Below are 26,085 nucleotides of genomic sequence, written 5' to 3' on the forward strand. Positions count from 1 at the left end.
CATATCAAAAAGCATTGAAAGTAGATCAAGATAAGAAAAAGACAAAAAAACTCGGGCTTATTTTATTTCAAAATAAAGAAAAAATCACAAAATACTTTGTACATAAATTACAATCTCCAATTCTTTGTATTTTTGTATATATTTGATTTTCATATAACTAAAGGCTATTATTATTAAAATGCTACTCAGCGAAAGGGAAATTAGAATGTCTTCAAAAACGCAATTTGCAAAAAAAAAAATTATATTTTCTTTATTAGGGCTTTTAATAATTACTTTAATTTACCTGTTTTCTCCAAGTCTCAAAAATACAGTGGAAGTGGTTACAGAAAATATCGATAAAACACTTAACTCATATAAAGAAAACGAAATTTTAAAAAAAGATCTAGTACATCTCGATTCTATAAACTCGGAAATTGAAGATTATAAAAATGAAAATATAAATTTAAAAGAGACAATAGAAATGAATAATTATATAAATGATAAGCTAAAGTACCATACACAAGTAGAGACTGTTCTAAATAGAGACTATGATAAATGGTTTAATGAATTAGTAATAACTTCAGATAATAGTTATCGTAAAGGGGTTGTGATGACATCAAAAGGACTAATTGGTAAAATTGTGGATGATGATGAAAATAATATTCATACTGTAAACTTAATAACTGGTGAACTTAATAACGTGGCCGGAACTGTGCAGGATAATGAAGAAATTCAAGGAATTATTGGGGAATATGATAGAGATAAGGGATTCCTCCTGATGAAATACATATCTAATAATGACCCCAAAAAAATAATTGGAAAAAATATTATTACTTCGGGAAAAGGAGGTATCTATCCGTACGGTTTAATTGTTGGGAAAGTAAAAGAGATAAGCACTTCTGGCTTTGGGTTAAATAAAGTGCTACTAATAGAGCCTTCAGCAAACTTTAGCGAAATTAATAATGTTATTGTGATAACTGATTAATTGTACTTAAACACATCCCAGTATGTTCTTCTTGGTGGAAATCATTATCACAAGTACAAGAATCCTTACAAATAATAATACCTCTTTAATTCGACAAATAAAAAAGCGACCTATCCACAATCTGATCTGTGGATGGGTCGCTTTATACTTTAAGTGCAACATGGCCATTACTAGAACGCTGTCACATCAACGTTCAGGAAATGGCCAAGAGCGTCTTATATAATTCTTATTGGTATCAAAATCCCAAGCGCTTAGGAATCTAGGACTTGGGTGATTTTACTTATTTACCGCAACCGTATATTTAGCCGCTAACCCCAATACATCAGCATCTGTGAGCGTGCCATTTGCTAACTTGTCACCCCATGATGCATGAGCCCCCGCTTTAATAGCTGCAGTAACGATGATATGACGGTGCGCTTTGCTTACTAATGATGTTTCTGTTTCTATCTTTAAAGTTGGGCTTGAAAACTTCAACTCCTCATCCTCCTTTGGTGTGCCTAACACTTTGACATCTGCTAAAAATTTAGTCCATAGCTTTATATTCGCAACAAAAGGAGCCGGACATTTTTTCCCTGTCACGTCGTAGTGTCGATATATTGGCCAGACACCAAATTGCTTCTGCAGCTTCTGAATAACTAAAATCGTTCGCGCGATTGTATCCGGATGAATCGTGCCGTCCTTTTCCATACACATTTCGATACCGATGCTATTCAGGTTTGCGTTGCCACCGGGATAATACGCAGCATTTGCCTTTAACGAGGGAATTAACGGACCTGCCTTTCTCTCGTTAGCGTGGAAAGCCACTTCGTTCAACGGAATAATCTCCAATGCTTTTAACCTATCGACAAAGATGTGAGCCGATGCATAGCGGTCTTTCAGATTGTTGAAGTAGTTGAAATGGTTGTCTGCTGTACCGCCATTGTTAGCCGTGTAGTGGATTACCAAAGCCTTCACATGTAACAGTTTGTAACCAGGACGACTGAATTTGTTTTTGTTAATGTGCTTTACTTCGTATTTAAGAGCTACGGTCACGTCATTTCAACCCCTTATTGCTACCTTTTAATATCTCAATTGCATTTTTGACTGCATCGGGAACTGGCAATCCAATCCGTCCGGCATTTTCCGTAATACTCAGGATCTCATTTACTGCATAAAATACGATTACCATCGTCATGACGAGTTCGGTAGATTCAAAGCCGCTTTCTACCAATAACAAATCAATTAAATGAGCCACGGCAACCATCGCAAAAATGAATACCTTCCGCGCTATACCAATCATTCCGATTTTGCTTTTTAACCCACCATCAAGAGATGCAGCTGTCATCCCCGTTACAAAATCAATGGCGACTAATGCTACCAATATTGTAAGCAAAGCACTCCACTCACCAAACATTAATGTTAATACTCCTGCGAAAAATGCAGGGATGAATTTTAGATATTCCATTTTATCACTCCTGTTTCTGATTTTTGGGTAAAGAAAAAGAACGCCCGGGTGGACGTTCTTAATTGTTAATTATTCATTTTTCGTTACAACGCATAATGGTCCGGATGTACAACAAAAAAAGCCAACTAGGTGTTGATTTAACTTGTTAAATTAAAGCACCCGTTAGTTTAATAAGAACAGAGACGCTTATTAAACAATCGCGCTAAGGAAGTTGATGATTTCGTGCGAAGATTGATTTGAATATAGAGCAGTACATGAATAAAAGGACCCCAGTAAGCTACTGGGGTCCTGCAAAAAGGTGGGAAAACAAGTATCGCCTACTTTTCGAGATTAAATACTATAAAACTATTCTTTCGATTTAGTTTTATAAAAAATTAAAGACAGTCCAATGATTAGACAGATTAATCCCCCGAAACCCGTAGTTATATATGAAAATCGTTCCGAAAAGAATATTTTACTTATTGATAGGAAAATGATAAATATCCACCCAATAATAATTCGTGTTCGTCTCATTTTTCCATCCCTAACTGTTTATGACTTTTAATATCTTGTTGTTATTATATACGCTGCTGGATAACCTGGTCCAGGTGTAACTGTCAGTTTAACACCCGTGATTTTCCCTCTAAGAATCATGATTGCCGATTCTTTCCACCAAGCTTCCTGTCTATTAGCAAGATCAGCTGCTGACCAAGCTAAAACACCAAGTGAAACACCAATAAAGTTGTTTTTTGTAAGGAGAGCAACAGCTTTTGCAATCACTGTGTCAGTTAAAGGGTTAGAGATATAATATTGCCAATTAAACGAAGCATCCATATGGTCTACTATTTTTAATACATCGGCTTTTGTCATGTACTTTACATATGCCGGCTTTTGAGCAGCACGAGTGAGTGTATTTATTCCTGAACTATTACGAATTTCTGAACTTCTAAACTCTGGGTTTTCAAGTTGAGCCAAATACTCTTGTTCATAGATTTTTGGTACTTCAGAGATAATAACTTGATCTTCATCAGAGTAAAGTACAACTTTAACCAATTCTTCATCATTTCCTTCAGCAAATGCAAGATTAACAGGAAGGATACACGCTATTAATAAAACCAAAGAACATAATGTTCCAATAACTTTTCTCAAAATAGATTCCCCTTTTCTTTTCTTATTGCTACTTATACCCACCATATAAGGAGTTGTTAAATTATAACATTTTTAAACATATTTAGCTAATTACTTACTAATTTCCCAAATTGTCATTAATAAAAAAAGACTGTTTTTTCTCTTCTGACGCCCATCTATATAATTTAGTAAACCTCTTCAAAAAGGAAATGAACTTCACTAGATACATTAAGAAAAAATGTTCTTTGGAGTCGAAACGCATGAAAATAATAAGAAAGGAAACTTCATTTCACTTTAATATAAATATGCTTTAAATCACTTATCCTTCAAAGCTCTTTTAACAAGTAAGTAATCTGTTACGTAATAAAATATTATCGCTATAGGTATTAAAAATGCACTTATACTATGGGGGATCGAACTGAAATATGGCTTCATTAAAAATAAAAGTATAAGCAGCGTAGTTACTATTTTGAGAAATAAAAACTTGCCTTGATAATATCTTTTATCCAAAATTTTCACCCCTTAATTAGTTATTCCGTTAAATGTCCCGATTGTTGAACACAAGTTAAACAACACTTTTCATTAACCTGCTGCATTAGTTAAATATGAATTTGCTACATAACAATAAGTTAAAAAATATTCTTGTTTAATCGAATTATCATTCTCGGGATAAATAATAAAATATTCCAAATCAATTCAAATATGATTGAATTTTGAATCTCGATTAGTACGTTTTTAAAAAAGCCTTCCTGACTTTTTTTCTTTTTTCTTTTTTCTTTTTTCATCTTCTTTCCCCCAATAACCCTTTATTCACATGCTTTTCTTATTCAACTAACCTGACCCGTTAGTTGAACAACAGTATTTATTCCATGGTACCATAATTACCCATTTAGAAGGCGTTAAAAAAACCTTATAATAAGGTGTTTGCTGTTACACATAATGGTACTCATGTGACGTTAAGACATAAAAGATAACCCTAGCTTACGCCGCGTTTACCTCGCCATTTCCGTCCGGATCACACTCAACTCCTGCTTATTGCGAATATAGACATAAAAAATACACCTCAACAGGTGCTTTATTGCCTGTACCCACTAGTCGCAATTATACACGGTATCTCCACACAGCTTGTGATGTGGCGATTTCTTGTTCCGCCTTTGCGTAATCCACCTCGTTCCCCCCTAACACTAGATACCCACCGGGAAAGTGAGGTTGAATATTAGGTCCATGTTCCGTTGTGGAATTTGAGTACCTTTATAAATAATATCTCCATCAGTTCTAACCTCTAATGCTTGTGGATCAAAATATCCATTTCTCCACAAGAAACCCATACAGGTATAGTTAGTTGAAGGCCTCGTTGGTATACCCTGATAATTTAAGATTTCCCCTGGACTATCCATATAAGGATACAAATTACAGACTATATGAGCGACCCCGTTCTTAATACGATACCTAAAATCATTAGGCCCATTTTTAAGTGCCCACCCATTTCCAGGGTCGATGTTTATCCAACCGGTATCATTTAGCTTAGCATTGACCGCCGCTACAGCACTTGGTGTTGCTGCTTCAGTTAACGAGCTACTAACTATCGAGGTATTAAGTTTAACAATTCCTTTGACAGTTGTTGAAGCGTCCGGAACGGGAACAGTACCCGATTGGCTAATTGGCACTTTTCCATCTGGACCTAGGGTAGCTACTCCGTTGGCAGCACCCTTCTCTGTTTTAGGAACTGCATCAGCGATCCCCTGTTCGATTTTGTTCATGTTGACTGCAATTATTGGGGTACCCGGTTCAGAAATTGTCCCCTCTGCTGGAACTAACGTTATTGTTCCGTCGGGGTTGTCTACTGCCGTAAATGTTCTTGGCCTCTCGACCTCACGATTCTTCCAGTCCGTAGGAACATAAGCCATTAAATTGCCTCCTCCCCACATATAAAGGCTCCACACACGGGTTGAATACCGATATTGCCGATATAGTAGGTATATAATAAAAACATGTTGTTCTCTAACCTAAAAGCATCTTTATAAGTGAAAGGCGAAAGAGTCGCCCAGTCGTCGGAGTGTTCTAGCCAACCAGACGGAGTATATCTTTCTCTTAATAGGTTACTGTTTCTTTCAATCCTATTTAAGCTAGGCGCCGTTTCAATTCTGGTCATACTGCGGTTTGCGACGATAACCAAATCGGGTACTGGAATGAAGTATCTTAGGAGATCTGCAACCACTGCTACGTTATTCTCCACCCGATTAAGGTCCCCGAAGTTGTAGAAGTCTATTGATTTCCAATCAAGTCGTGGTTCTATCCACCCCAATTCAAACGCCTCCCTTAGTATCTGTTCTACCGGAGAGGTACCCAGAAAAATTGTATTCTTGCTTAGTGATTCGAGATTGTTTCTCAGCACCGAAGGAGTCTTCAATGAGTACGATATCTCCACATTCTAATGCCGGATTCTGTCTCCAGTTAACCTGATATAAAGCTCGAAGGTTACTTTCATCGATTACCCACTGAGCTACTTCTTGAGCTCTTTCAATTGTATTGATAAGTGGGTTATCGCATGTAAAGTTTACCCCCTCAGAGTTCTCCAGATTATAAAAGATATGCTCCTCTTTGGTACCACCTGTATGGATGGTCATAGTGATAGATTGTAGCAATTTATCTAACTTGATTTGTGGTTCTTGGAATACGTTATCGAAGGTAATATTAAGCATATCGTACCCACTGTATACCATAGGACTAACCATCCCAGTAATCATGTCAGGTCCTGTAAAGTAAATGTAGCTAGTATCTTGGTCTAGGATCTCGAATGGCTTAACTGTAATTACTCCAGACCTATTTTGATATACAGCACTCTTACTTGCCAGTCCGATACACTGAAGAGCCTTACGGAAAGTTTGTTTCTCCTTAAAGCCCTCGCTGGGAATGTCCTTCAAAGTTTCATCGATCTCGTACTTGGTTAGTTTAGCCTTGACCATAAGGTCCACTGCTAGGTCGTAGAGATTATCCGCCGCTTTCGGTATATAATCCTTATCCAATAACTCGAAGACGTTCCTAGCAGTGAACGAGGTTGTTAGAGCTCCTTCATCCGATTGCCAGTCCGTTAAGTAATAACCTTCGGTGGAAATAAATTCGAAATCGTCATCCCCGGTATCAACCCCTAAACTAATCGAGAGCTCCTGCCGTTCTTTTAAGAAACGATAGAAGCCCACGGGATTAAGTATATTAAAATTCTTATTGGAGTTATCTATGGTGAACTTAACCTCGTTTGCGGGCAGTGTATTGCCGACTACATTCATTTGCTCGATTAAGCTCACCTTGATAAGTTTGTCTCCTTCGTATTCCTGTAGCACTCCGAAATCTACTTCCACAATCCTCGCTCTTCGGAAAGGAGTAGCCCATTTAGTGATAATGATTTCGATCTTTTCATAAGCATCTAAACCAGTAACCCAAACGTAGGTATTTTTCTTGTTGTCCTTCACCTCTTCCTTAGCTATCATACGATCGCCGGCTGAATAAACGATGATATCGAAGTCAGAAGCATGTTCGTTATTTAGAGAATCAAAATGAAGAGTTAAACCCATTGAATCGTGAGGTTCGGAAAATGTAAAAGTAACTTTTGGAGGGACAGCGAACACGCCATTGGAGCCGCACAACTCCTTACTCCACCATCCGAACTGATGCGCCTCTTCATTAGGTGTTGGGGGTATCACAAAGCTACCATCCAGCTTAAAATAATCTTTTTCGAACGTAGCGAACTTATCAGACATAGCTCGAACCTTGTCTATCATCTGATAACTTTTACTTATTTCTGCACCTTCGGCTTCTATATCAGCATCTTCATAAGCTGAGTTATCCAAGATCTCAAAAGCTACTTTTGCAGCAGTCTTTCGTATCGGCGCATATACAGCTTGTTTGAATTCCCGACTCACCTCGTTCACTCAATCACCTACTTTTCAATAACGCTAAATTTTATATCCTTCCAACGGATATCTCCATTCAAATAATCGAGCGCACCAACATTTCTGTCGCCTGCGTAAAACGTGCCTGACTTCTTCGAATTGGATTGGGGGTCTATATAACTGACAGAAAAAAATACTGGGCTAACGGCGTTCATGACGGTCTGTAAATCGGATTTACTCAGATGCTTCCAGCCAAGTTCGATTTTACGTTTCGTTGTTATCCGTTCAATGATCATGTCGCCTCGGGCATTTCGTTCAGCTTTTGAAATGTCCATAATGCCGAGAGAATAATCGGAAGGAGTGGGTATCTCCCGACCGTCAATTTTAATCATGAGTCCTCACTCCTTTAGATTGGTTGGATAATAGATGAACCGATTCGTTGATTTTCTCCGTCTTGGAAAGGTCTGAGCACGCGCGCAATCGTAGAACCTTCGATTTGAATTACGACGTCTCCACCGTCGTTCCCTCTCGATTGTTGGCCAGCTCCACCCATCTGCATTGCAGCCATAACAGCAGAACCTAGAGCGCTTGCCAACTTGTCCACGAACGGCGTATTTTCGAGTGGCACAACCATTTCTTTCCCTGCTTCACCCGCTATGAAGTTACCGAAATTCGTAGCACCATCAACTATCCCACCTCGTGCTAATTTCGGTATTCTTGGGACAGGAATAGGCTTAATGTTGATGTCGACACCTGGCACCGAATTTATCAGGTCAATAGCGCCTTTAATCGTCCTGTTTATCCCACCAATAACCGCATCCATCGCTGCATTTATAACGGATATAGTCGTGTTCAGTACACCTTTAAAGATACCGGAAATCATTGTAACGATACCTTCGAAAACAGAAACCAAACCAGTCCACACCCTGCTCCAGTCATTCGTGAATATGCCGGCAATGAAATCAATTATGCCGCCTAGTGCCATCAAGAGACCTTTCGCGGTTTCCAAAATTCTGCCGACATTACTTCCTACTATGTCCGCAATAAATTGAAAGACACTTTTGAATATCGGACTGAGTTTGTCTACTAGATAGCTCACAATAGGCTTGATGAACTTATTCAAAATGTCTAGTGCTGCATTTACGAGTTTCATTACAAACTCGCCAGTTTCTTTAATGAGACCTTTCAAATGCTTATTCCATAGCTCCGTCAACATCTTCAAGAATGGTTCAATAATCGGTTTCAAGATTTTATCCCAAAGTTGTTGGAACAAATCTTGTATATTCTTAAGTAGCTCGGACAAATTTTTCAACAGCGTTTTTCCGTGTTTATCCCATAAGTCCATGACGATTTTTAGGGTGTCAGTCACGATTTTTTTTATCAATTCGAATACAGGCTTGATGACAGTCTTGTAAATATCGTTCATTAGATTCGCTAACCACTCGAACGCAGTCGCCGTTTCTTCGAACGCAAATACAAGAACGTCTGTAAAGATAGGCACCAAAGTATCGGTTATCGCACCCGCAATCGGAATAACGAAATCATTCAATATGAAAGTAATAAAAGGTTTTATTGTTCTGTCAAGAAGATCCTGTAATGCTGAACCCACTCTCGGAACCATGTCCATGAAAGCATTCTTAATCTTTTCTATCGCCGGTATTATCACCGAAGACGTTAAATTGTTGAGTGTGTCAGTCATAGTTTTAAAGGTTTTCGCGAATAAACCGAGCGCAAAAACCAAAACATCTGTAAAAATCGGAACGAATACACGATTAAGCATCGCCGCTACAGGGATTATGAACTCATTTATCATGTACTCCACCAAAGGCTTTATCGTTCCGTTAAGTAAACTTTGCAAGGATGCGGCTACCGACGTACTCATATCCAACCATGCGAATTTTAGTGTTTCTAGTGCTGGTAGCCATAAATCATTCCAAAGGGCAATAATCAATCCCGTGACATTTTGCATTGTTTCGGAAAGTAACCCCATACCCCAAATTGCTGCATCAGCGATTACTGGCGCAAAGTCTTTCACGAAACCGGTGACGATAGAAGGAATGAAGTCGAATAGGAGGTATCCCGCTGCCGGTTTCAAAAATTGGTCCATCAGCATTAGTAACGAATCACCAATCTCTTTAAAGGATTGCTTTATTGGGCCAACAGCATCGTAAAGGGGTTGAAGCGCTGGACGAATACCGCTAAAAGCATCAGCGAACATCGAACCGAAATCCTTTGCGCCGTCCCTCATTCCTTTGAAAGCATCCTTGATCTTGTCAGCCATCGCTTGAATATGAACGGGAATCGTTTCGGTATCGATTTCAGGCATCTCGAAATCTCCTAGACCCATATCCCCGCCAATTCCGCCCGCCCCTGCACCGGCACCTTTACCGCCACCTGAATCAGCATTCGAACCTTTAGAAGGTTCGGACAGCGAGTTTATTTCATCGAATCCAGCTACTGATCGCTTAGCTTCTTCGGCTGCCTTTTTAACCTTTTTCCCGGACTTTTCAGCTTTCTTCCCTGCATTTTCAGCTGCAGTACCGAAGGAGTCTTGCGCAGCCGCACCGCCACCGGCCGCTTTGCCAGATTGTTTCTGTGATTTCGATACACCGAAAAACGCTTGCATGAAATATCGAAAATACGAAGTGACTCTTACTAGCCAGTTTGCAAGCTTTTGAAGGATAGGAATAACGAAATTTGCAATCGGCATAAAAGCTTGTCCAATGTTTACTTGGATATCCCCGAGCGTTTTGCTCAAAAGGGACAACCTTCCCGCGAAAGTGTCGGCGTACGTTGCCGCATCCCCAACTTGGAATTTGGTTTCTTCCATAATTCCGTTAACTTCGGCCTGAATCTTTTGTTGTTGAGATAATTTATTGGCTGTGGTACCGATAGAGTTTGCATATTCGTCCCACATTTTCGCGACGTTTTTTGTCACACCCGCATTATCGACTAAGATTGAGTTTTCGTTTTTCAAACCTTCAGTCGCAGAAGATACCGCATCGCCTAACGAATAAGATGCCTGCCGCCCGAAAGCCGCCGCATCTTTCAGCCTTTCCATCGTTTGTTCTATCTGGTCATCGCTGTAACCACGCGCTGCTAGGTTTTTGTAAGCTGTAACCGCGTTAGTAAGGGGGACAAGCCCATCCGCGATGTATCCATTAATGAAGCTCTTTGCCTTTGTGAATGAACGCCCTTGACCTTCTACGATACTTTGCAATCCGAGGAACGCACTTTCTAACTCACTAGCCGCCATAACCGCATCTTTCACGTATTTACCGATGCCGAGCGCCGCTATCGCTACAGCTACAGCTTTAAATGCCTTCTTCATGCCATCGGTGGAACTTTTAACGGCGTTGTTCATATTGCCTAACTCTGCCCTAACTCTATCTAATTCACGACGCAAATCAGATGTTTCAGAGGTGATCAGTATTTGCAGTTCCTCAAGCGTTATCGCCACGGCGTTCACCTCGCTTCCGCTTCTCAGCCGCATTCGCTGCATACGCTTCGACACGAGCCTTCATGATTTGCCAGTTTTGTTGTTTCGCTTGTTGGTGCGCTTTTTCTTGCTCTGCTTTTTGTTCCATTGCTGGGAATATACCTGGGTAGGCTTCGTGGATAGCCGGAACATCGTTTTTGTTCCCAACTAACCGCCCGACTAGAAGGGAAATTTGGTTAGCTTGGTGGTAAGCGATAATTGATTGAATCCGCATGTCTGTTTCTCGCTGTTTGCCATAAGCTTTTATTGAGGCGTTAATTTCCGCGTATGTCATATCCCAAAAAGAAACTGCATCCACACCACATTCACATGCGATCGGATACAGCTTCTCGAATAGTTCTGTTAAATTCTTTACTGGTTCACTTCCGCCCCCTTCTTCGCCCCTGTCGCTTGGTTGAAAAAACCAGAAACCTTGAATACATCCATAATTACAGGAATTAAATCGATGTAAGTATTTCCTTCTTCTGCATATTCGTCATACAGATTTAGTACATCTTCAAACTTTGTTCCGTGGTGGAATTTCTGCATAGCCGCATGAAGGATTAGCAATACACTACTGACGGAAGGTATTTCTCCGCTATCAACTGACATCAATATGGATAATGGATTTCGTCCGTTCAACTTCTTTTCTAATTCAATGATGCCTGATGCCGTAATTCGCAATTTGTATTCTTGGCCCGCTGCTGTAAATTCTGAATACCTCATAATTAAATTTCCTCCTCATAATAAAAAGCATCCTCGATTGAGAATGCTTTTTTCGTTTGTATATTAGATTTTCGCTACTGATTAAGTCGTTGGATTCGTCACTGTAATATCACTCTGCAGACTCATTCCAACAGAGAATGTCATTGCCGCATTTACTGCTGCCGCATCCATTTTCACGTTGACGTAAGAGCTAAATTCATGACCTGTGCCGTCCGGATACTCGACCTTGAATTCAGCGGGTTTGTCCGCATCCTGCAATCCTTTTAAGATACGATAGTTACTGTCCGCCGTTTCGTTGTCATAAAGAAACTTGAACGTTAGGTCGCCCAGGTCTTTAACGCCGTTAATGTACTTCTTAACTCCGTCAGATAAAGTAGTTACCTCCACTTTCTCCGGGTCTCCACCCATCTCTGGTACTTCCATAAGATGCTCAAGCTCAACATACGTCGAACCACTTGCTTTGTAGCTCAGTGTTGTGTCTTTGGTTAATAGTCCTGCCATTTATAGCCACTCTCCTTTATTGGTGTACTAGATTCGTTCGTTTGTCGACAATGCCCCGATAACGCATTGTCTTGCGTTTTATGCCCGACGGATCATTTAAGTCCGTCGCTAATTCCCGTAGGAAACCTATACCACTCATCTTGTCGTCAACTTGTTTAGCTACCGTTCCGGTTGACTTCGTGTGCCAGACGTCAATCAATATGATGATTTCGGTCTGTAATTCAATGCGCATTTTATGATAGTTTTTATTGTCCGATTCTTTAAATGTGATGTGAGGTGTTTGTGCTGGGCCGACGGGAAATTGGTCTGAAGCAGTTACGCCCGGAATCGACGATAGTAACGAATAGATTTCTGGTTTAGCATCATACATCAAGAACCACCCATTTTCTGAATGTCTTTTTTCAATTGTTCTTTTACGGTATCCAACACTTTGCCTTTATTGTTCTTTAGTGCCGGATAAAGAAAAGGTTGAGCATCCATCCCTGCCCAATCCTGTCGGTAGTTTAGGTTTTCGGGTGATTTAGGGGGAGATGGAGAACCTTCACCTCGTTGACCCGTTCCGAACTCAACATAGGGTGCGTAATGGAGATTGGTCGAAACTTTGCCGGTGATTATACCGGTTTTTTCCTCGACCTTTTCTTTGATGCTATTCTTCAACAAGCCACTATCACCGGTAGGCGCAAGCCCTTTAGCTTCACCCTGCACCATCTTGTTAGCTTGCTTAATTCCTACTTTAAGTGACTTATGACTATCGCCACCAAGACGGTCGAGCTTTTTCATAAGGCTATTCAAACCTTTAATTTGGCTCATGTTCTCACCTTCTCGAAATCTACGACGTAGTGGGTATTCCATCGTCGGATAGCGACCACCTTGTAGTCAGGTGTTCTGTCGGTAGCGACATAAATGCACGCTCTATCAGACTCCTGAATGTCCGTTCCAATCTCAACATAAGCCGTCAGTATATACGCTAGACGTTCACCGTATAGCTCGACCATTAATTTCCCGCCTGCCGGTTGGACGTTAGCTCGGATAGTGTGACCGTTTGGATCTTCTTCCTCGTAAGTCGTCCCATCCGGTTCCGTGACAATGATTCGTCGATAAACCATATATGGTTTCAAATCGCTTTGTTTAAGTCGCATAGCGTGCCAACTTAGCTAAACGCTTTTGATTAATGGTGCTTTGTAATGATTGCGGTAAATCCTCGAAAGATCGGCTGATACCGCCCTCTGAATGGCTTGTTTGTCCCTCTACACCTTGCTTGTTGTAGTGAATTACTGCGATTTGGCGACAGGTTGACTCCAAAGATTTCGGTAGAGCCGTCCGATTCGTCCATGTCAGAATGTCAGTTTTTATATCTTCGAGCGACAGCTCCAGCAAGTCGTCTTGTTCGCTGTTTATGATTCCGAGTTGCAGCTTTAATTTATCAATTTGCCTCATAGATCACACCAGCCTTCAATAACACTTCATATTCAGCTTCAGAAGCTTCTAACGATTCACCTTTTTTATAGAGAGCTTTGCCGTGTTTGACGTTAGTGTTAAACACCACCTCTTGCGTTTTTGTTTCTAACACTTCCTCGTCCCTTTTCTTTGCCATAATTTCTTCCCCCTTTCGTAAAATTAGAGGGGATATTCCCCTCTCAACCTACTTTTGCAATAAAAATGTTATCGATCGTTTCAAAGCTCGGCATTACAATTTCACTTACAATTGTTTTCACATTTACCGGATGGGGTTCTTTAACTGTCGTGACGGCTACTCCGGTATTGACAATCTGCACCTGCGCATCAACATTGCCAGAAAGGAGGTCCGACTCTTCTGGTGTTGTTCCGTAATATGTGCTACCGAGACTACCATCCGGAATAAGTGTGAAATGGTCATCTGGGTAGAAGTTTTTGAGCACTCCATCTTCAGCACGATATTTTTTGTTATATATTGCAACTGATAGACCGAACTTCGTTTGAAGATACTGTTTCAGCATAGATTCGGTCATGATGATGTTCTGACCTCCAAGTGGGTTCATATCTAGTCGGATACTCGAATGGTTGAGTAAATAGCCAAATGTTTTACGAGATAAAACAGCATTCGTCGGAAGGCTACCCGTATTATCTTCGACCGTTTGCTGCCATCTCATAATGTCCTGGATTGGCGTTGAATCCGCTTTGCTCCACTCCGCTCCGCCAGCGAGTTCTTCTTTATGGTCAGAGAGCATTTTATAGTCGTACTCATAAGCCACTCGATTTGCGGCAATTTGTATTTTACCTGTAGACAACAGTTGCATAATCATGCGCTCAGGTTGCACATCTGCGCCTGTAACCAGCGTTTTCGCATCATCGTAAATATCATTAATAATCGGCATTATATAAGCGTCATTAGACGATGCCAGTAACTTATTGAGTTCTTGTCGATCTTTCTCACCGATACGCATAGCTTCACGGAAAAAAGGCATCTCAGTTTCAATTTTCGTTAATCCGATACGATCGCGGACCGTAGCTTTTGCATCGAATTCAGATGGCATCAAAGCGACCGGGAGTCCTTTCGACCCTTTAATCCAACTCAGATCAAGCCCGAGTTGTTTCTTTGCAGGAAAGAGAGTCGCCCCGAGGTAGGGGATTTGATTGGAAACAGATTCCTTGTAATATGTTGCAATATTTTCTGCGCTTACTAAATCAAAAATAGTGGGCATTTATCGTCATTCCTCTCTTATTTCAAAAATGTGATTTGCAGTAGTGCTGCCGCTGCTTCTTCCGTCGGTGCTTCAGGTAGTTTATCTAGTGCTAGGAACCCGTGAATTAACGCAGTTCCAGAAGCCGGTCCGAAAGTAACGTCCGTGTCATTGAAGAGGACGCCCTCAGCATTCGCATCATTCGCTTTTATCGCTTTAACTGTAATGTCCGCTAGGAATCCACCCCCAAGGATAGTGCCAGCAGGAACAATCTTCTTACCACCGACCGCTACCACACCTGCGTCATTTATCGTTACCGCCATATTGACGTAGTGATCAGGAAACTTTAAAATTTCTTTTTTATTACCATAGTGGGTTTCTGTGAATTTCATCCTTCATTCTCCTCCTTATTCGAAATAGGAATTTCTCGCTTTATCCATTTCCACATTGCCTTGCGCTTGTTGAGCGATTTTTTTACCGTAGTTGTCACCACTACCGCCTGCACCTCCTCCAATTTTTGGCGGATTACCTTTCAACCTCTCGTTCACACCTGCTTCAACTGATTCGCGAAACGCCTTCTCTACTGCGTCAAGGCTTTTATTCGTTGATTCGGCATCTGAAAACACTAGAATGTCAGCGAGTTGTTTAGGTAACCCCTTCTCGGCGAGTGTTTCAAGTGCAGATGCACGAAGTTCACGACGTGTGATGCCCGCTTCACGTTCAGACATCTTATCTTCACGTTGCTGCCGTTCATATTCAGTCTTTTGTTCAGCGTTCATCTTGGCGAGCTTCTCAGCTTCTGTTTTGGCTGCCTCAATGTCCTTGTCACGATTAGCACGCTCTTTAGCGACCGTCTTGGCAATTAAAGCGTCAATCTTTGTCTGCTGTTCCGGCGTAAAGCCAACGTCTTTTTTCTTTTCTTCATCGCCTTTTTCCTCGTCGCCTTTATCACCCTCGTCATCGTCTCCGTCGTCATCTTCACCCTCATCAGCGAAGAACTGGATGTTTAGTCGTAAAGGGAGTTCGGGATGTTTAACGATTGACTGCATAGGTTTATGCGAGACATACAACGATTTGATAAATGTGATTAACAGAATAATAATTTCCATAAGTACCTCCACCGTTTAACGCCCGTCGGCTTTATCCATGCACCTTTTCAAGTCGTGGGCACGTTTTGGACAGGTAAACTCTTTAATTTCTACGTTTTAACGCATAGAACGGAAGTGTAAGAACTATCCACATAGCCTTAAACATCAATCCGACTGCCTTTAGCAATTTCATACCTTCACCCCGCAATCGCATATTTTTCCTTCCATTCCGGATAAGCCATACTCGCCGGAACCAACTCATTCTTACCAGTAGCTGGATTCCTCGCCCGACGTTGGATGTTATCCAATGTTGCAGGTCCGAAATAACCCCGTGTAGATGAACGACAAAAAGGATGCATCGGAGGCATGTTCACACCCGGCATCGCATCTTTAACCTTATAAACCTTTAAATCTTGTTTCTGGCATATTACCGATGTCTTTTTATCCAACGTAGCAAGAAACATATATTCATCAATCTCAGCCTCTTCATACGACTCCATTTCAGCCATATTCGCCATGTAGGTCGTTTCTGTGCGCACTAACCGATTAGCTGCATGTTTGCCTACGTTCATCCGTGACGCTAGTTCCTTGCTCATTTGAGCTGTTCCTACTCCAGACAAAAAACCCGCTGTAATAACATCAGACACTTGCGTCGCCAGAACATCGGTGTTACCCCATATTCTTTCGGAAAATTGTTTACCTGCCCATGGTTGTTTGAGGATGTTTTGAATCACAGGATTAGGAATGGCCGCAAACTCAAAGCCTAAACCTATTCCCTTCTGAACGTCGAACATCGTCCGATGGTACGCATCCTTCATCGTCTTGATGTACAGGTTTGTACCTGCTGTTATCTCCACGTCTGCTATGATTTTGGACTGTAGATAAGCATTTTCTTTCAACGCTTCTAAACGGGTGATACGAGCTCTGTAAGCAGGAGCGTTCATCCTCGCTAACATCCATCTACGAATCCTTTCATCTTTGATTTTCGGATATTCTCTTTTAGCTATCTGTAGCAAAGGGTTGGTCATTTGTTGATTCAGCACCTTGCGAGCTGTAGCAACATCCATCTGCCCGTTACTGCCAAACGTCACGAATATCTGGTCAATCATAGATTGGATATCTTTTTGTGCTTTGTCATAAGCGTTAGTAACAGTCTGAATAGTAGTGTCAGCGCCTCGATGATACTCAGCCATTCGTTGCAATGACCGCTTGTCCCAGTAGGCGTTACTCCTCTTCATTGCCCGTCACGTCCTCAGGTGGATTCATCGGGTAACCGAATTCCCTTTGAGTTCGTTTTAACTTTTCTTCCAGCTGCACTTTAACCCTCTTGATTTCTTCCGTTGGTTCTTCGATAAACGGAATCTGAGACAATAGCGTTTCATCACTTGCGAAATCTCTCAGCGTAACAAGTTCTTGAATCGTAACCTCGTTCTCTGGGAGGTTTCGCGTCATCGTGATTATCACGTCTGACATGTCCACCGCTTTCCCTTTGACGCCGAGGATATTAGCGAATAGTATCAATCGCTCCCGCAATCCCTGCACGAAATAACGCTCCTTGATGACTGCTAACTGCTCTAAGCCGAGTAACTTATATTTCATGGCCACTCCGGAAGATTGTGCTGCAAAGTTTTCATCCGTCAGATTCGGGACCATGCTGAATTCATGGATATCGGATTTGATTGCATCCTTCAATACTTCTACTTCTGTTTCGTTTAAGCCTTTCACAAGCCAAGAAGCATCAGCACCTGTTTCCGGAAGTTCTAGTATCTTGTGCTTTTTCAACATCCTTGCCGTTGTAGACATTTCTTCTTCGTCATCCCCGAATGAGAATCCAACTACTTTCAATATCGCATCAACGAGCTGCTCTTTATCATTCACTCGATCCGATTGCAGGATGTTATATGCATCGATTAAGCTAATCTGTTGCTCATAGTCGCCCTGTTGCTCCTCGTTGTTCGAGAACTCAGTAACTGGAACTGCGTTGTAATAATGAGGTTCTTGATCAATTAATTCGTAATCTTTTCCCTCAACTTCTTTTGTGAAGTACTTAATTACTTCCGTTTCAGAATAAACGTTGATGTTAAAGCCAATTACCTTGTTGTCAACGTCCCTCTTCTCGTAGTAATGAACACCAAACATCGTCTTATATTCAACCGTATCATCGACAACCAGGAAGATTTGTCGCGGATCAATGACGGCGACCTTTGGAATCGGAATCTCATCACTAGACATGAAATAAAGCTCTAGCCCCCTACCGAATATAGAAAGGTCCTTTGACAACTCCGAATCATGCGATACGATATCAATTGCTTTGTAAGCCTTTGTAATCGCGTCTATCTGTGAACCCTCATACTTAACTGGATTACCAAATACATAACCCGAGGAGATGTCTGTGATATACTTCGCGTGATTTGCTACCAATCTATTGTTCGGCAATCCTTTGTCCTCGTCTGATGGACGATCTAAGATTGCGTGATTTCCTAAGTAGTAATTATCCAGCAGATTCAAGCGTTTAATACCTTCCTGGTGCTCCTTGATACAGCTTGCAATGAGTTCCACTGGGATGTCTTTTTCTATTAGTTCTCTATCTCGAATAATCGCCATGCTATCACCTCAATCCAAGTTTAGATTTGCTGCTTACTTTCGCTTTCAAATGACCGAATAGAATCGTATTGACAAAGTATCTGTCACCGTCCATATGGTGGTCATTCGTTTTAATCGGCTTCTCTTCACCGCGATTACCCGCTTTCTCGTCCCAAATGTAGGAAGAGAACTCTCGAAAAGTTTCTTTACAGCAATCGTTATATTTTATTTTCCCGTTAATCAATGAACTCGCTACGTTACGGATACCGTTAATGACATCGTTGTTTGCTTTCTTAACCTTGAATCCATCCTTTTTAAGCTGAGCAATAAACGATGCAGCAGATGGATCTATAATGATTTGAGTTTTCTTGTCGTTAATAAACTTACCCATTTCTTCGCTGTACTCCGTGTCAGTCTTTTGTGTTCCTCCACGACCGCTATGGTGATTCTCTTTAACCTTGTACCAGACGCCTGCATAAAGACCCCACAATCCGAAGACAGTAGGGTTTTGCGTTCCATAGTCGACCGCAACATAATACTTTGAATACGGTCTATCAATTGCCTTCACGACATGCTCATCTTCGTTGAACATGTCATAGATGACGCCTTCGGCAAGCACCCACAAGCCCAGTATGAAGCGCTGATAGAATATTCCTGCATACATCCGCAAATAGCGTTGCTTGGTCTCAGCATCAAGGGAAAGGTTGTCGTCCATCGTGAAATGGAGTTGCAACATCTTCTTTTCTTTCCGCTGATCAATCCATTTTTCTTTGAACCAATGATAAGGACCTTCGGGGTTGCAGTTGAACCAGAACTTTGAGCCTTTTACAGAACAACGGGCAGTCGCTTGTGACACGAATGATTCAGGCATCAAGGCCACTTCATCGAAGAACATACCTGCAAGCGTAATCCCTTGAATAAGATCCTGTGAACCTTCGTCCTTACCACCAAAGACGTAAAACTGATTGGTAATGCCTTTATAGGAAATCGTTAAATAGTTCTCTGCTCGGTGGTCTTTAACCTTGTATCCGCGAGCTTTTAACATGCGTTTCAATGGAGTGATAACGTTACGTCGGAATGAACCAATCGTCTTCCCGGCCATCCCCATGTTCTCATCTTGGAATGTCTCCATTGCCCACATAACGTAAGAAAGGGACATAACGACCGTTTTACCTGCCCGCACCGAACCATCGCATATGATGCCATCCAAATCCTTAACAGGCGAACCTTCACGCCACCACGTTAAGACTTGTTTCTGTTTGATAGAGAATGGTTGGAATTTGAATGGGGCAGGTTTCTTCTGTTTGTACTTCTTTTTCTCAGTTAAAAATGCAAAGAAGTTATTCGTCTTCGTCGGTTTGGTCGTTAGCATTGCCCCACACCTCCGAAGTTGTAACGTTTAGTGCTTCATTGAATCCATCGTCTTCGTACTGTTCAGGATCCTCGTTACCGAATGCTTTTGCATGAGCTATTTTCAGTTTCTCTTGTTCTAATTGGCGCTTGAAATGATCCGGTAACATATCGAAATGTTTGGATAGGAAGTCCATTGCTTTTTCTCGGCTAGCGAGCTTTATAGATACTCCATCCTTACCCTGCTTAACTTCACTGATTATAGTTCCGTCCACTTCATCGTCATTCTTAAAATCAAGATGACTCATCTTATAAGTGATCGGCTTGAAATTAGCATCTAACATCACCTTGCCAGTTTCCGGATGTCGTTGTTCCATCTCCATACTTCCGAACTCAACAAAGTCTGTCATATCTGCAAAGGCTATTTGAATGTACTTATTCAACACGTCCATCGCGGTAACGAAGACTTCCTGGTGCATTTCACCTTTCAGTCTTCTGACTTCGGCTGCCACCTTAACATTTCTAAGCAATCGACTTCCTTCGACATGAGCACTATTTCTTGCATACCCAGCCTTGATAGCTGCCATTGTCGCGTTAAAGTTCTTAATGTAGTAAATACAAAAAAGCCTCTGCTTATCGGTTAAATCATCCGACTCTACAAAGACCTCTTTCGGTTGCATCTTTTTTGCATCCTTTTGTTTTTTGGTTGCATCTTTCTTAGATGGACCTCTTACCCAAGCTTCACGACTTTTCCTGCTCTTCAACGTACCAAGTTTCACGTCATGTTTTTCAGCTAATACGGCAAGCGTTATTTTTGTTGTTTCCCACTCTTTCTGAATCTCTTCCCAATTAGGCACATCACATCACCGTCCGCCTCCTTTTAGTTTTAAGCATAGAAATAGCACCCTATAAAGGGCGCCTGTTGTTAGCCAAACTTTTCATCAGCTATTTCCTTTGTAATATTCTTTATCTTTCTTCCAAACTCGACGCAATAAAACCTTCAGTAAACCTCGGAAATTTACTAATTCAATTTATCCTTCAACTACTTCCGATTCTTCAACACATTCTTTAATAATCATTTCAAATACCCTTCTCGTATACATTCTTTTAGTTTGTATGAAGACTAATATTAATGCTGTAATAATTAATGGTATTAAAAAAGATAGTATAAATATCATTCCCATAGACATTAGTTGAGCTGTTCCTTCTTGTAATATGCCGCTGATATCATCAAGTACTTTCGTTTTTTCTTCTTCAGTTAATTTTTCTATAGGATTAATCGATAATTGTTTATCCGCCATAAAATAAACTTGATTAATACTTATTGTGATGTAAGTTATAAACATTGTAATCAAACCTGCCAAAAAACTCCCCAAAATAATATGAACCATATTCATATCAGCACTTAATTCCATTCTAAGATTATGTAGTGTTATTTTTCGATGTATCTCCTGAAGCCTTTCTTTACTGTATTTCAGCTTTATACTCCTTTTAAAATTATTAATACTAATATCCGATTTAGCATTTACTTTCCCGAAATTTCCCTCGAGATATTTAATAATATTTTTATTATTATAGTACTCTGGATTCAAGATACCACCCCTCGAATCCTTTATCGGTTGAAAATACTTATTTTAAAGCATATCTAGTCCTAATTCATGAAACTAGTTAAGAGTTGCAAAAACCACCACAAACTTTAAAGGGGATTAAAAAGATTGTGGTGGTTACATTTATATCACACTATCATCGTATCACCTGGTTATGCTAGTCACTTAGTTTATTTTTAGACATAGAAAAAGCCGCACCTTTAAAGAATGCGACTTCTAAAATTATTACTTTTCTATTACCACATTAGGATTAAACGAAATTTCCATGAACCTTTCTAAAACTTTTTCGCTAAAAGGTTCATGCTTTTGAGTTTCGGATATATGCATCTTCATACCTCGGTCTCTAAATAGAAATCCTAGGAATAGATAATCATTCTTTGTGCATGAAAATTTAATATTTTCCCGAGTGACTTCCGCGATTAATTCATCATCGAAAACCTTAATGCTCACCGCATCATCTTTTTGCGTCACTTTTAAAAAATTAATCTCATCCTGTAATTCGAAAAATCCGTTGAAATAATTGAAAAGATACTCCAAAACATCTGCATCGGTTTTAAAAGCATCCAGAAAAACTCGTTGTTTAATTTTGTTTTCTATGTCTTTTTTCCATTCCATGTTTATCACCTCCTCACCGACATCATTCGCCAAATAAGGAGTAAATCCTCTATATCAACCTTTTTTAAACTGCCCTGCCGCTACCGACAACCAGAATCCTATACCCATAATGAACCAAGATGTAATCCATGAGTGCTCATATATCGTCTCCATCGTCATCCTCCTCTATGTATGTTGCCTATCGTAAATATCGACCGTATTTATCGGGGCTGGTAAGAGGGGTAATGTCGCTCGCACGCACCCCCTCTTTAATTCTCCCCCTCATATATGCAGACTTCGTATATCAAGCGTATATCATAGATTTTTTATCCATTCTTTCTTCAACCTTGTTTTTGGCTCTGCGTATAGATTGTTGGACCATGCTTTTACTAACTCCCAGCTCGTATGCAATTTCTGACATACTCTTCTTTTGCCCAACGTGAAGGATATAACACTGTCGCTCTCTCAATGAAAACGAAGAAAGAATATCTGCCAAAATAACCTTCTCTTCCCTAGTCATAAAAAGATGCTTTTTATTTACATCATTCTCTTCCAACTGCTCTGCTATATCCGGAATCAAATCAATATTTTCATATGAACGCCTCTGATAAACAGCCTTTTCATCGACCCCTCGATAAGTGTTCGGCTGTCGTCCAGTAGTCATCCATTCAAGCGAATAAGTCATACTATCAATCATGCTATTAAACTGTTTCAAGTCATTCATTTCAATCGGATTGCTTCTGTCCACTTGATCCGCGCGTCTCTTCATGTCCTGCCTGCCCTCGATATACTCCGGAACCATTTTATCCACCCAACTCAACATAAAAGCGCCCCCTATCGATATCTAACTCCCCGCGAACCTTATTTAAATCGATGCATTCAACGAATGATTTTCCGGACAATGAATTTCGGTTTATTCGACATAACTTGACTGCGTTTACGTGTATCCCAATCTAGATTCCAACCAAACATCGCTTCATTTTCCATGTTCCATAATGCTTTCTCATAGTTTTCTAGAGCTACTTCCTTTATTGAGTTCCATAGTCGAGATAGCCCCTCCACGATTGGATTAAGCTGTTCTGCCATCCCTTTGAATCCAATAATCACGTTGTCAATCATTCTTGAAACTTCCTCATATGTTAGCTGGTGACGTTCTGCAAGTTCTGCCTTTATCTCATCCAACCGCTCTTGATTGATTTTCATTGTCTTTTCCTCCTCTGATTTTTGAGATAAAAAAGAGGACAACAAATGACACAGCGCAATGCTGTAATCAATCGTTGTCCTCTGGTTGGCCAGGGGGACTTATTTTATGACTAATTTACTTTTTTCAATCTCTTTATAATACATTCTAGAAAGCTTATTCATAGTCTCATAACAATTCTCAATCGTCTCATTTAACATCAATATTATTTCTATACCTTCATATACATCAATAGGTGTATCCACATCCAGAAAGTAATCGTTCTCTAAATAACAATCTATACTATTATAAATATCATTGGTAGAATTTCTTAGAATCCAAAAGTCAGCATAAACGTTTTGGGGGATATATCTTTCATCAATTTTATTCAACACTTCTAATGTGGTATTGGATAGTTTTTTTATTCTTTCTAAAGTGCTATTTTCAATTTCATTGACATTTAATTCTCGTTTAATTTCCTGATTCATATACCCTATTTCTCGCCAAATCCGTTCTATTATTTTCAAATACTCTTGAGCCTCTATAAACCTGACCTTTCTAATTTCTAACTTACTTTGCCCATGAAAAATATATAGTGCTATGATACCGGTAACGACGCCCGCTGTTAATGTCCCTACAAAAGAACCGATTAAACTCATAGTAGAATCTTCATCGAATATACCAAAGAATTTATCCTCTGATAACCACAAAGGAAGCAAACTAACTTCCAAAGACATTAGTTTGAGTATTAAAGAAAATATGATTAGAATGAGCACTCCAATAACTACTTCCTTAACATATATTCTATCTTTCAAAAATCTTCCCCTTTTCCTTCCATATCCCCTACAATTTTTTAACCTGTCATGGTCTACCATGTAACAACTATCAACTAAGGTATAAGTTGCAATCAATCGTTGTCCTCTGGTTGGCCAGGGGACTATTGCTTTTCTTTGTTATTATCCGAGTAATTCTTTAAGACATTTAGATAACTTTCCAAATCTTCAAATTCATTACTGATATTTTTATTATTATGGTAGTCTTTTATCTGTCTATTTGATAAGTACCTCTTTTTATTCATTTCATTTATTTCATTTATTTCTAACCCTTTTTGTAAAACGTTCAATTGCTTTGTTATCTCATCAAAGTCTACGCTAGTACCAGCACTGCTTAATACCTCTGTTTTTTCTAACAATGCTTTTGTAACAACTGTTAACTCACTCTGTTTTCCTTCTATTGTTTCCAAGGCATTACTTACCAATTTCTCTAATCCTTCTGACACCGTTGTCAAATCGTCAACTGATTTCCCTACTTTGATGAGGCTTTCTTTCTGTCCTGCAACATCCCATAAAGTCATAAGTATAGCTATCACCGCTAGTACTATCGAAAGCAATAGACCCGCATTAGATAATCCACTTATAGCTACTTGTTGATTATAAAGTGCTAACCCGCCTACGACACTCAAAACAATCAAGAAGATTATTATAAGATATATTAAATGCAGATTTAGGCTGTTTTTCTTTGAATTGTCCTTACTCAAAATTCCTCCCCCTCTTCCCTCCGCATCCGTTTAATCTTCCCTTGATGCGTAACAATCCTATATTCCCCTAACCGACTCAGAACAAATGACACAGCGCAATGCTGTAATCAATCGTTGTCCTCTGGATGGCCAGGGGGACTATTAGTATATTGTGTTAGTAAACGGTCTAAATAAAATACCTTTCTTTCCTTGTCTTTCAATACTCATATATTCTTTGGTACCATTTCCGCTAAAAACATCAAATTTTGGTGAAGTGCATTTCATTTGCTTTGAATATTGATTTTCATACTTAATAACAATTTGACATTCTTTTTCGTAAAATGAGATATCCCTAGGTATTTTAACTTTGAATATCCTGCCTATTTCACCTTTGTGTAAATTATCCTTCATGTAGTTATATTCTAAGTCAATGCTCTTGTAAGTTCCTATTACAATTAATTTAACACTTTCTATTGCAATTACAGCATTGCCATCGTTTTTAAGTAAAATCTCAACTCCTGCGTCTGCGCCCATCCTGCTTGTGCTAGTAATATGAATCCAAGGAACATTTCCCATGTGCAACATTTCGTTCGTTTTTTTAATGCTTTTAATATTTATTAGTACAACTATTAACGCAATAATTGCTGATATTGCAGAAGATATAGCCGAAATCGCTGTCCAATTAATCGTCATAAGAATCAAAACTTTTCCCCTTCTTCCCTCCGCATCCGCTCCACTTTCCCTTGATGCGTCACACTCTTATCCCCCCATGCTCCAGAGAACAATAAATGACATAGCGCAATGCTGTTATTAATCGTTGTCCTCTGGTTAGACAGGTGGACTATTTTTTTATAATCATTCCAATTGCTTAATTTTACTTTCTACAATCTTAATCATATATTCATATATATATATTTGTTCTCTAATATCCTTATCGTCACCAAAGAAAGGAGAAAGAGTTTTCCAAAGCACAAAACCAAATGTTCCTACTAAAAACAGAAAAAATAACATGTAAATAACTAAATAAATTATTTTTTCTAGCGTAAAACTAAATTTATCAATCTCTTCTAAAGCTTCGTACATAATTGGTATTCCTTGAGTTGTAAAAAAATTAGTCAGAACAACAACAACAATACCAATACCGATCCCCCTATATCCAAAGTAATTTAACTCTTTTTGAAGAGCCTCTAAATGAAAAACCACTTCTTTTAAAAGCTTCTTTTCACATTTTATTTCTTTAGATAATGAATTTATTATTATATCCAATTCTTCGTTTGCCTTCGCTCTTAGAAGTAATTTTCGTTCGTGTTTTTTTGTGATTTTATTAAATTCTCTTTTTCTAATTTTATTTATTTTTTTTATGTTCATCTTTACTGCTCCTATACAACAAATGACAC

The 26,085-nt window shown here is 39.7% G+C and carries 33 protein-coding genes; 1 reads left to right on the forward strand and 32 read right to left on the reverse strand.

Annotation, left to right across the window (positions count from 1 at the left end):
* The first annotated feature begins 205 nt into the window (after window positions 1–205).
* On the forward strand, window positions 206–964 hold the full coding sequence (gene mreC, locus H7992_RS14230; protein WP_187045027.1) for a rod shape-determining protein MreC: 759 nt from the start codon (window positions 206–208) through the stop codon (window positions 962–964).
* A 276-nt stretch (window positions 965–1,240) separates the two neighbouring features.
* Here the strand turns inward: mreC and H7992_RS14235 are convergent, their stop codons facing one another.
* From H7992_RS14235 to H7992_RS14390, 32 genes are all read right to left on the reverse strand, one after another.
* Entirely contained in the window at window positions 1,241–1,996 is a 756-nt protein-coding gene (locus tag H7992_RS14235; RefSeq protein WP_187045028.1) for a peptidoglycan recognition protein family protein, read from the reverse strand.
* Window position 1,997: 1 nt separating this feature from the next.
* Window positions 1,998–2,408, reverse strand: coding sequence for a phage holin family protein (locus tag H7992_RS14240; protein ID WP_187045029.1), 411 nt, complete (start codon window positions 2,406–2,408; stop codon window positions 1,998–2,000).
* A gap of 540 nt (window positions 2,409–2,948) precedes the next feature.
* Window positions 2,949–3,536 carry a hypothetical protein gene (locus tag H7992_RS14245; protein WP_187045030.1) on the reverse strand — a complete coding sequence of 196 codons (588 nt, stop codon included), beginning with the start codon at window positions 3,534–3,536 and terminating at the stop codon, window positions 2,949–2,951.
* 608 nt (window positions 3,537–4,144) lie between these two features.
* Window positions 4,145–4,300, reverse strand: a complete 156-nt coding sequence (locus tag H7992_RS14250; RefSeq protein WP_187045031.1) for a hypothetical protein — start codon at window positions 4,298–4,300, stop codon at window positions 4,145–4,147.
* Window positions 4,301–4,699: 399 nt separating this feature from the next.
* On the reverse strand, window positions 4,700–5,422 hold the full coding sequence (locus H7992_RS14255) for a phage tail protein (RefSeq protein WP_222617983.1): 723 nt from the start codon (window positions 5,420–5,422) through the stop codon (window positions 4,700–4,702).
* Window positions 5,422–5,820: a hypothetical protein gene (locus H7992_RS14260; RefSeq protein WP_187045033.1), complete on the reverse strand. Its 399-nt coding sequence runs from the start codon at window positions 5,818–5,820 to the stop codon at window positions 5,422–5,424. The genes H7992_RS14255 and H7992_RS14260 overlap by 1 nt, the downstream gene beginning before the upstream one ends.
* A gap of 1 nt (window position 5,821) precedes the next feature.
* Window positions 5,822–7,444: a hypothetical protein gene (locus H7992_RS14265; protein ID WP_187045034.1), complete on the reverse strand. Its 1,623-nt coding sequence runs from the start codon at window positions 7,442–7,444 to the stop codon at window positions 5,822–5,824.
* 8 nt (window positions 7,445–7,452) lie between these two features.
* Complete coding sequence (locus tag H7992_RS14270) at window positions 7,453–7,797, reverse strand: DUF6711 family protein (protein ID WP_187045035.1); 345 nt, start codon at window positions 7,795–7,797, stop codon at window positions 7,453–7,455.
* Between the two features lie 14 nt (window positions 7,798–7,811).
* Entirely contained in the window at window positions 7,812–10,865 is a 3,054-nt protein-coding gene (locus tag H7992_RS14275; protein ID WP_187045036.1) for a tape measure protein, read from the reverse strand.
* Window positions 10,849–11,202 carry a hypothetical protein gene (locus tag H7992_RS14280; RefSeq protein WP_187045037.1) on the reverse strand — a complete coding sequence of 118 codons (354 nt, stop codon included), beginning with the start codon at window positions 11,200–11,202 and terminating at the stop codon, window positions 10,849–10,851. The genes H7992_RS14275 and H7992_RS14280 overlap by 17 nt, the downstream gene beginning before the upstream one ends.
* Window positions 11,203–11,255: 53 nt before the next feature.
* Window positions 11,256–11,609, reverse strand: coding sequence for a DUF6096 family protein (locus tag H7992_RS14285; RefSeq protein ID WP_187045038.1), 354 nt, complete (start codon window positions 11,607–11,609; stop codon window positions 11,256–11,258).
* 81 nt (window positions 11,610–11,690) lie between these two features.
* Window positions 11,691–12,110: a phage tail tube protein gene (locus H7992_RS14290; RefSeq protein ID WP_187045039.1), complete on the reverse strand. Its 420-nt coding sequence runs from the start codon at window positions 12,108–12,110 to the stop codon at window positions 11,691–11,693.
* Between the two features lie 16 nt (window positions 12,111–12,126).
* Window positions 12,127–12,480 carry a hypothetical protein gene (locus H7992_RS14295; RefSeq protein WP_187045040.1) on the reverse strand — a complete coding sequence of 118 codons (354 nt, stop codon included), beginning with the start codon at window positions 12,478–12,480 and terminating at the stop codon, window positions 12,127–12,129.
* On the reverse strand, window positions 12,480–12,920 hold the full coding sequence (locus tag H7992_RS14300) for an HK97-gp10 family putative phage morphogenesis protein (protein WP_187045041.1): 441 nt from the start codon (window positions 12,918–12,920) through the stop codon (window positions 12,480–12,482). Before H7992_RS14300 ends, H7992_RS14295 begins: the two co-directional genes overlap by 1 nt.
* Window positions 12,917–13,249, reverse strand: coding sequence for a hypothetical protein (locus tag H7992_RS14305; protein ID WP_187045042.1), 333 nt, complete (start codon window positions 13,247–13,249; stop codon window positions 12,917–12,919). Before H7992_RS14305 ends, H7992_RS14300 begins: the two co-directional genes overlap by 4 nt.
* The gene (locus tag H7992_RS14310) at window positions 13,239–13,547 is read right to left on the reverse strand and encodes a phage head-tail connector protein (RefSeq protein WP_187045043.1); all 309 of its coding nucleotides are present in this window, start codon (window positions 13,545–13,547) and stop codon (window positions 13,239–13,241) included. The genes H7992_RS14305 and H7992_RS14310 overlap by 11 nt, the downstream gene beginning before the upstream one ends.
* Window positions 13,534–13,704: a DUF7210 family protein gene (locus tag H7992_RS14315; protein WP_187045044.1), complete on the reverse strand. Its 171-nt coding sequence runs from the start codon at window positions 13,702–13,704 to the stop codon at window positions 13,534–13,536. Before H7992_RS14315 ends, H7992_RS14310 begins: the two co-directional genes overlap by 14 nt.
* A 43-nt stretch (window positions 13,705–13,747) precedes the next feature.
* Window positions 13,748–14,791, reverse strand: coding sequence for a major capsid protein (locus H7992_RS14320; protein ID WP_187045045.1), 1,044 nt, complete (start codon window positions 14,789–14,791; stop codon window positions 13,748–13,750).
* A gap of 17 nt (window positions 14,792–14,808) precedes the next feature.
* The gene (locus H7992_RS14325; protein WP_187045046.1) at window positions 14,809–15,162 is read right to left on the reverse strand and encodes a hypothetical protein; all 354 of its coding nucleotides are present in this window, start codon (window positions 15,160–15,162) and stop codon (window positions 14,809–14,811) included.
* Between the two features lie 15 nt (window positions 15,163–15,177).
* A complete protein-coding gene (locus H7992_RS14330; protein ID WP_187045047.1) occupies window positions 15,178–15,879 on the reverse strand; it encodes a DUF4355 domain-containing protein in 702 nt (233 codons plus the stop codon).
* Window positions 15,880–16,055: 176 nt separating this feature from the next.
* Window positions 16,056–17,096 (reverse strand): minor capsid protein, encoded by a 1,041-nt coding sequence (locus H7992_RS14335; protein WP_187045048.1) that lies wholly within the window; start codon window positions 17,094–17,096, stop codon window positions 16,056–16,058.
* A complete protein-coding gene (locus H7992_RS14340) occupies window positions 17,083–18,462 on the reverse strand; it encodes a phage portal protein (RefSeq protein WP_187045049.1) in 1,380 nt (459 codons plus the stop codon). Before H7992_RS14340 ends, H7992_RS14335 begins: the two co-directional genes overlap by 14 nt.
* A 4-nt stretch (window positions 18,463–18,466) precedes the next feature.
* A complete protein-coding gene (locus H7992_RS14345) occupies window positions 18,467–19,813 on the reverse strand; it encodes a PBSX family phage terminase large subunit (RefSeq protein ID WP_187045050.1) in 1,347 nt (448 codons plus the stop codon).
* The gene (locus tag H7992_RS14350; RefSeq protein WP_187045051.1) at window positions 19,782–20,648 is read right to left on the reverse strand and encodes a terminase small subunit; all 867 of its coding nucleotides are present in this window, start codon (window positions 20,646–20,648) and stop codon (window positions 19,782–19,784) included. The genes H7992_RS14345 and H7992_RS14350 overlap by 32 nt, the downstream gene beginning before the upstream one ends.
* A 174-nt stretch (window positions 20,649–20,822) precedes the next feature.
* Window positions 20,823–21,383, reverse strand: coding sequence for a hypothetical protein (locus H7992_RS14355; protein ID WP_187045052.1), 561 nt, complete (start codon window positions 21,381–21,383; stop codon window positions 20,823–20,825).
* A 240-nt stretch (window positions 21,384–21,623) separates the two neighbouring features.
* The gene (locus H7992_RS14360; protein ID WP_187045053.1) at window positions 21,624–22,013 is read right to left on the reverse strand and encodes a hypothetical protein; all 390 of its coding nucleotides are present in this window, start codon (window positions 22,011–22,013) and stop codon (window positions 21,624–21,626) included.
* A gap of 283 nt (window positions 22,014–22,296) precedes the next feature.
* The gene (locus H7992_RS14365; protein ID WP_187045054.1) at window positions 22,297–22,815 is read right to left on the reverse strand and encodes a sigma-70 family RNA polymerase sigma factor; all 519 of its coding nucleotides are present in this window, start codon (window positions 22,813–22,815) and stop codon (window positions 22,297–22,299) included.
* A 56-nt stretch (window positions 22,816–22,871) separates the two neighbouring features.
* Window positions 22,872–23,195, reverse strand: coding sequence for a hypothetical protein (locus tag H7992_RS14370; RefSeq protein WP_187045055.1), 324 nt, complete (start codon window positions 23,193–23,195; stop codon window positions 22,872–22,874).
* A gap of 99 nt (window positions 23,196–23,294) precedes the next feature.
* On the reverse strand, window positions 23,295–23,987 hold the full coding sequence (locus H7992_RS14375) for a hypothetical protein (protein WP_187045056.1): 693 nt from the start codon (window positions 23,985–23,987) through the stop codon (window positions 23,295–23,297).
* A gap of 122 nt (window positions 23,988–24,109) precedes the next feature.
* Window positions 24,110–24,709, reverse strand: coding sequence for a hypothetical protein (locus tag H7992_RS14380; protein ID WP_187045057.1), 600 nt, complete (start codon window positions 24,707–24,709; stop codon window positions 24,110–24,112).
* A gap of 141 nt (window positions 24,710–24,850) precedes the next feature.
* Window positions 24,851–25,390, reverse strand: coding sequence for a hypothetical protein (locus H7992_RS14385; RefSeq protein ID WP_187045058.1), 540 nt, complete (start codon window positions 25,388–25,390; stop codon window positions 24,851–24,853).
* Window positions 25,391–25,543: 153 nt separating this feature from the next.
* A complete protein-coding gene (locus H7992_RS14390; RefSeq protein ID WP_187045059.1) occupies window positions 25,544–26,056 on the reverse strand; it encodes a hypothetical protein in 513 nt (170 codons plus the stop codon).
* Between the last annotated feature and the right edge of the window lie 29 nt (window positions 26,057–26,085).

It is taken from the genome of Sporosarcina sp. resist (assembly GCF_014302295.1).
Lineage (GTDB): Bacteria > Bacillota > Bacilli > Bacillales_A > Planococcaceae > Sporosarcina > Sporosarcina psychrophila.

What these genes read in the sequence shown, in the direction of transcription:
- H7992_RS14290 (WP_187045039.1), bottom strand. Translation starts at nt 12,110, where the DNA reads ATGGCAGGACTATTAACCAAAGACACAACACTGAGCTACAAAGCAAGT.
- H7992_RS14390 (WP_187045059.1), bottom strand. Translation starts at nt 26,056, where the DNA reads ATGAACATAAAAAAAATAAATAAAATTAGAAAAAGAGAATTTAATAAA.
- H7992_RS14330 (WP_187045047.1), bottom strand. Translation starts at nt 15,879, where the DNA reads ATGGAAATTATTATTCTGTTAATCACATTTATCAAATCGTTGTATGTC.
- H7992_RS14255 (WP_222617983.1), bottom strand. Translation starts at nt 5,422, where the DNA reads ATGGCTTATGTTCCTACGGACTGGAAGAATCGTGAGGTCGAGAGGCCA.
- H7992_RS14325 (WP_187045046.1), bottom strand. Translation starts at nt 15,162, where the DNA reads ATGAAATTCACAGAAACCCACTATGGTAATAAAAAAGAAATTTTAAAG.
- H7992_RS14335 (WP_187045048.1), bottom strand. Translation starts at nt 17,096, where the DNA reads ATGAAGAGGAGTAACGCCTACTGGGACAAGCGGTCATTGCAACGAATG.
- H7992_RS14365 (WP_187045054.1), bottom strand. Translation starts at nt 22,815, where the DNA reads ATGTTGAGTTGGGTGGATAAAATGGTTCCGGAGTATATCGAGGGCAGG.
- H7992_RS14300 (WP_187045041.1), bottom strand. Translation starts at nt 12,920, where the DNA reads ATGAGCCAAATTAAAGGTTTGAATAGCCTTATGAAAAAGCTCGACCGT.
- H7992_RS14340 (WP_187045049.1), bottom strand. Translation starts at nt 18,462, where the DNA reads ATGGCGATTATTCGAGATAGAGAACTAATAGAAAAAGACATCCCAGTG.
- H7992_RS14360 (WP_187045053.1), bottom strand. Translation starts at nt 22,013, where the DNA reads ATGGAATGGAAAAAAGACATAGAAAACAAAATTAAACAACGAGTTTTT.
- H7992_RS14315 (WP_187045044.1), bottom strand. Translation starts at nt 13,704, where the DNA reads ATGGCAAAGAAAAGGGACGAGGAAGTGTTAGAAACAAAAACGCAAGAG.
- mreC (WP_187045027.1), top strand. Translation starts at nt 206, where the DNA reads ATGTCTTCAAAAACGCAATTTGCAAAAAAAAAAATTATATTTTCTTTA.
- H7992_RS14370 (WP_187045055.1), bottom strand. Translation starts at nt 23,195, where the DNA reads ATGAAAATCAATCAAGAGCGGTTGGATGAGATAAAGGCAGAACTTGCA.
- H7992_RS14305 (WP_187045042.1), bottom strand. Translation starts at nt 13,249, where the DNA reads ATGCGACTTAAACAAAGCGATTTGAAACCATATATGGTTTATCGACGA.
- H7992_RS14320 (WP_187045045.1), bottom strand. Translation starts at nt 14,791, where the DNA reads ATGCCCACTATTTTTGATTTAGTAAGCGCAGAAAATATTGCAACATAT.
- H7992_RS14295 (WP_187045040.1), bottom strand. Translation starts at nt 12,480, where the DNA reads ATGTATGATGCTAAACCAGAAATCTATTCGTTACTATCGTCGATTCCG.
- H7992_RS14345 (WP_187045050.1), bottom strand. Translation starts at nt 19,813, where the DNA reads ATGCTAACGACCAAACCGACGAAGACGAATAACTTCTTTGCATTTTTA.
- H7992_RS14270 (WP_187045035.1), bottom strand. Translation starts at nt 7,797, where the DNA reads ATGATTAAAATTGACGGTCGGGAGATACCCACTCCTTCCGATTATTCT.
- H7992_RS14240 (WP_187045029.1), bottom strand. Translation starts at nt 2,408, where the DNA reads ATGGAATATCTAAAATTCATCCCTGCATTTTTCGCAGGAGTATTAACA.
- H7992_RS14250 (WP_187045031.1), bottom strand. Translation starts at nt 4,300, where the DNA reads ATGAAAAAAGAAAAAAGAAAAAAGAAAAAAAGTCAGGAAGGCTTTTTT.
- H7992_RS14310 (WP_187045043.1), bottom strand. Translation starts at nt 13,547, where the DNA reads ATGAGGCAAATTGATAAATTAAAGCTGCAACTCGGAATCATAAACAGC.
- H7992_RS14285 (WP_187045038.1), bottom strand. Translation starts at nt 11,609, where the DNA reads ATGAGGTATTCAGAATTTACAGCAGCGGGCCAAGAATACAAATTGCGA.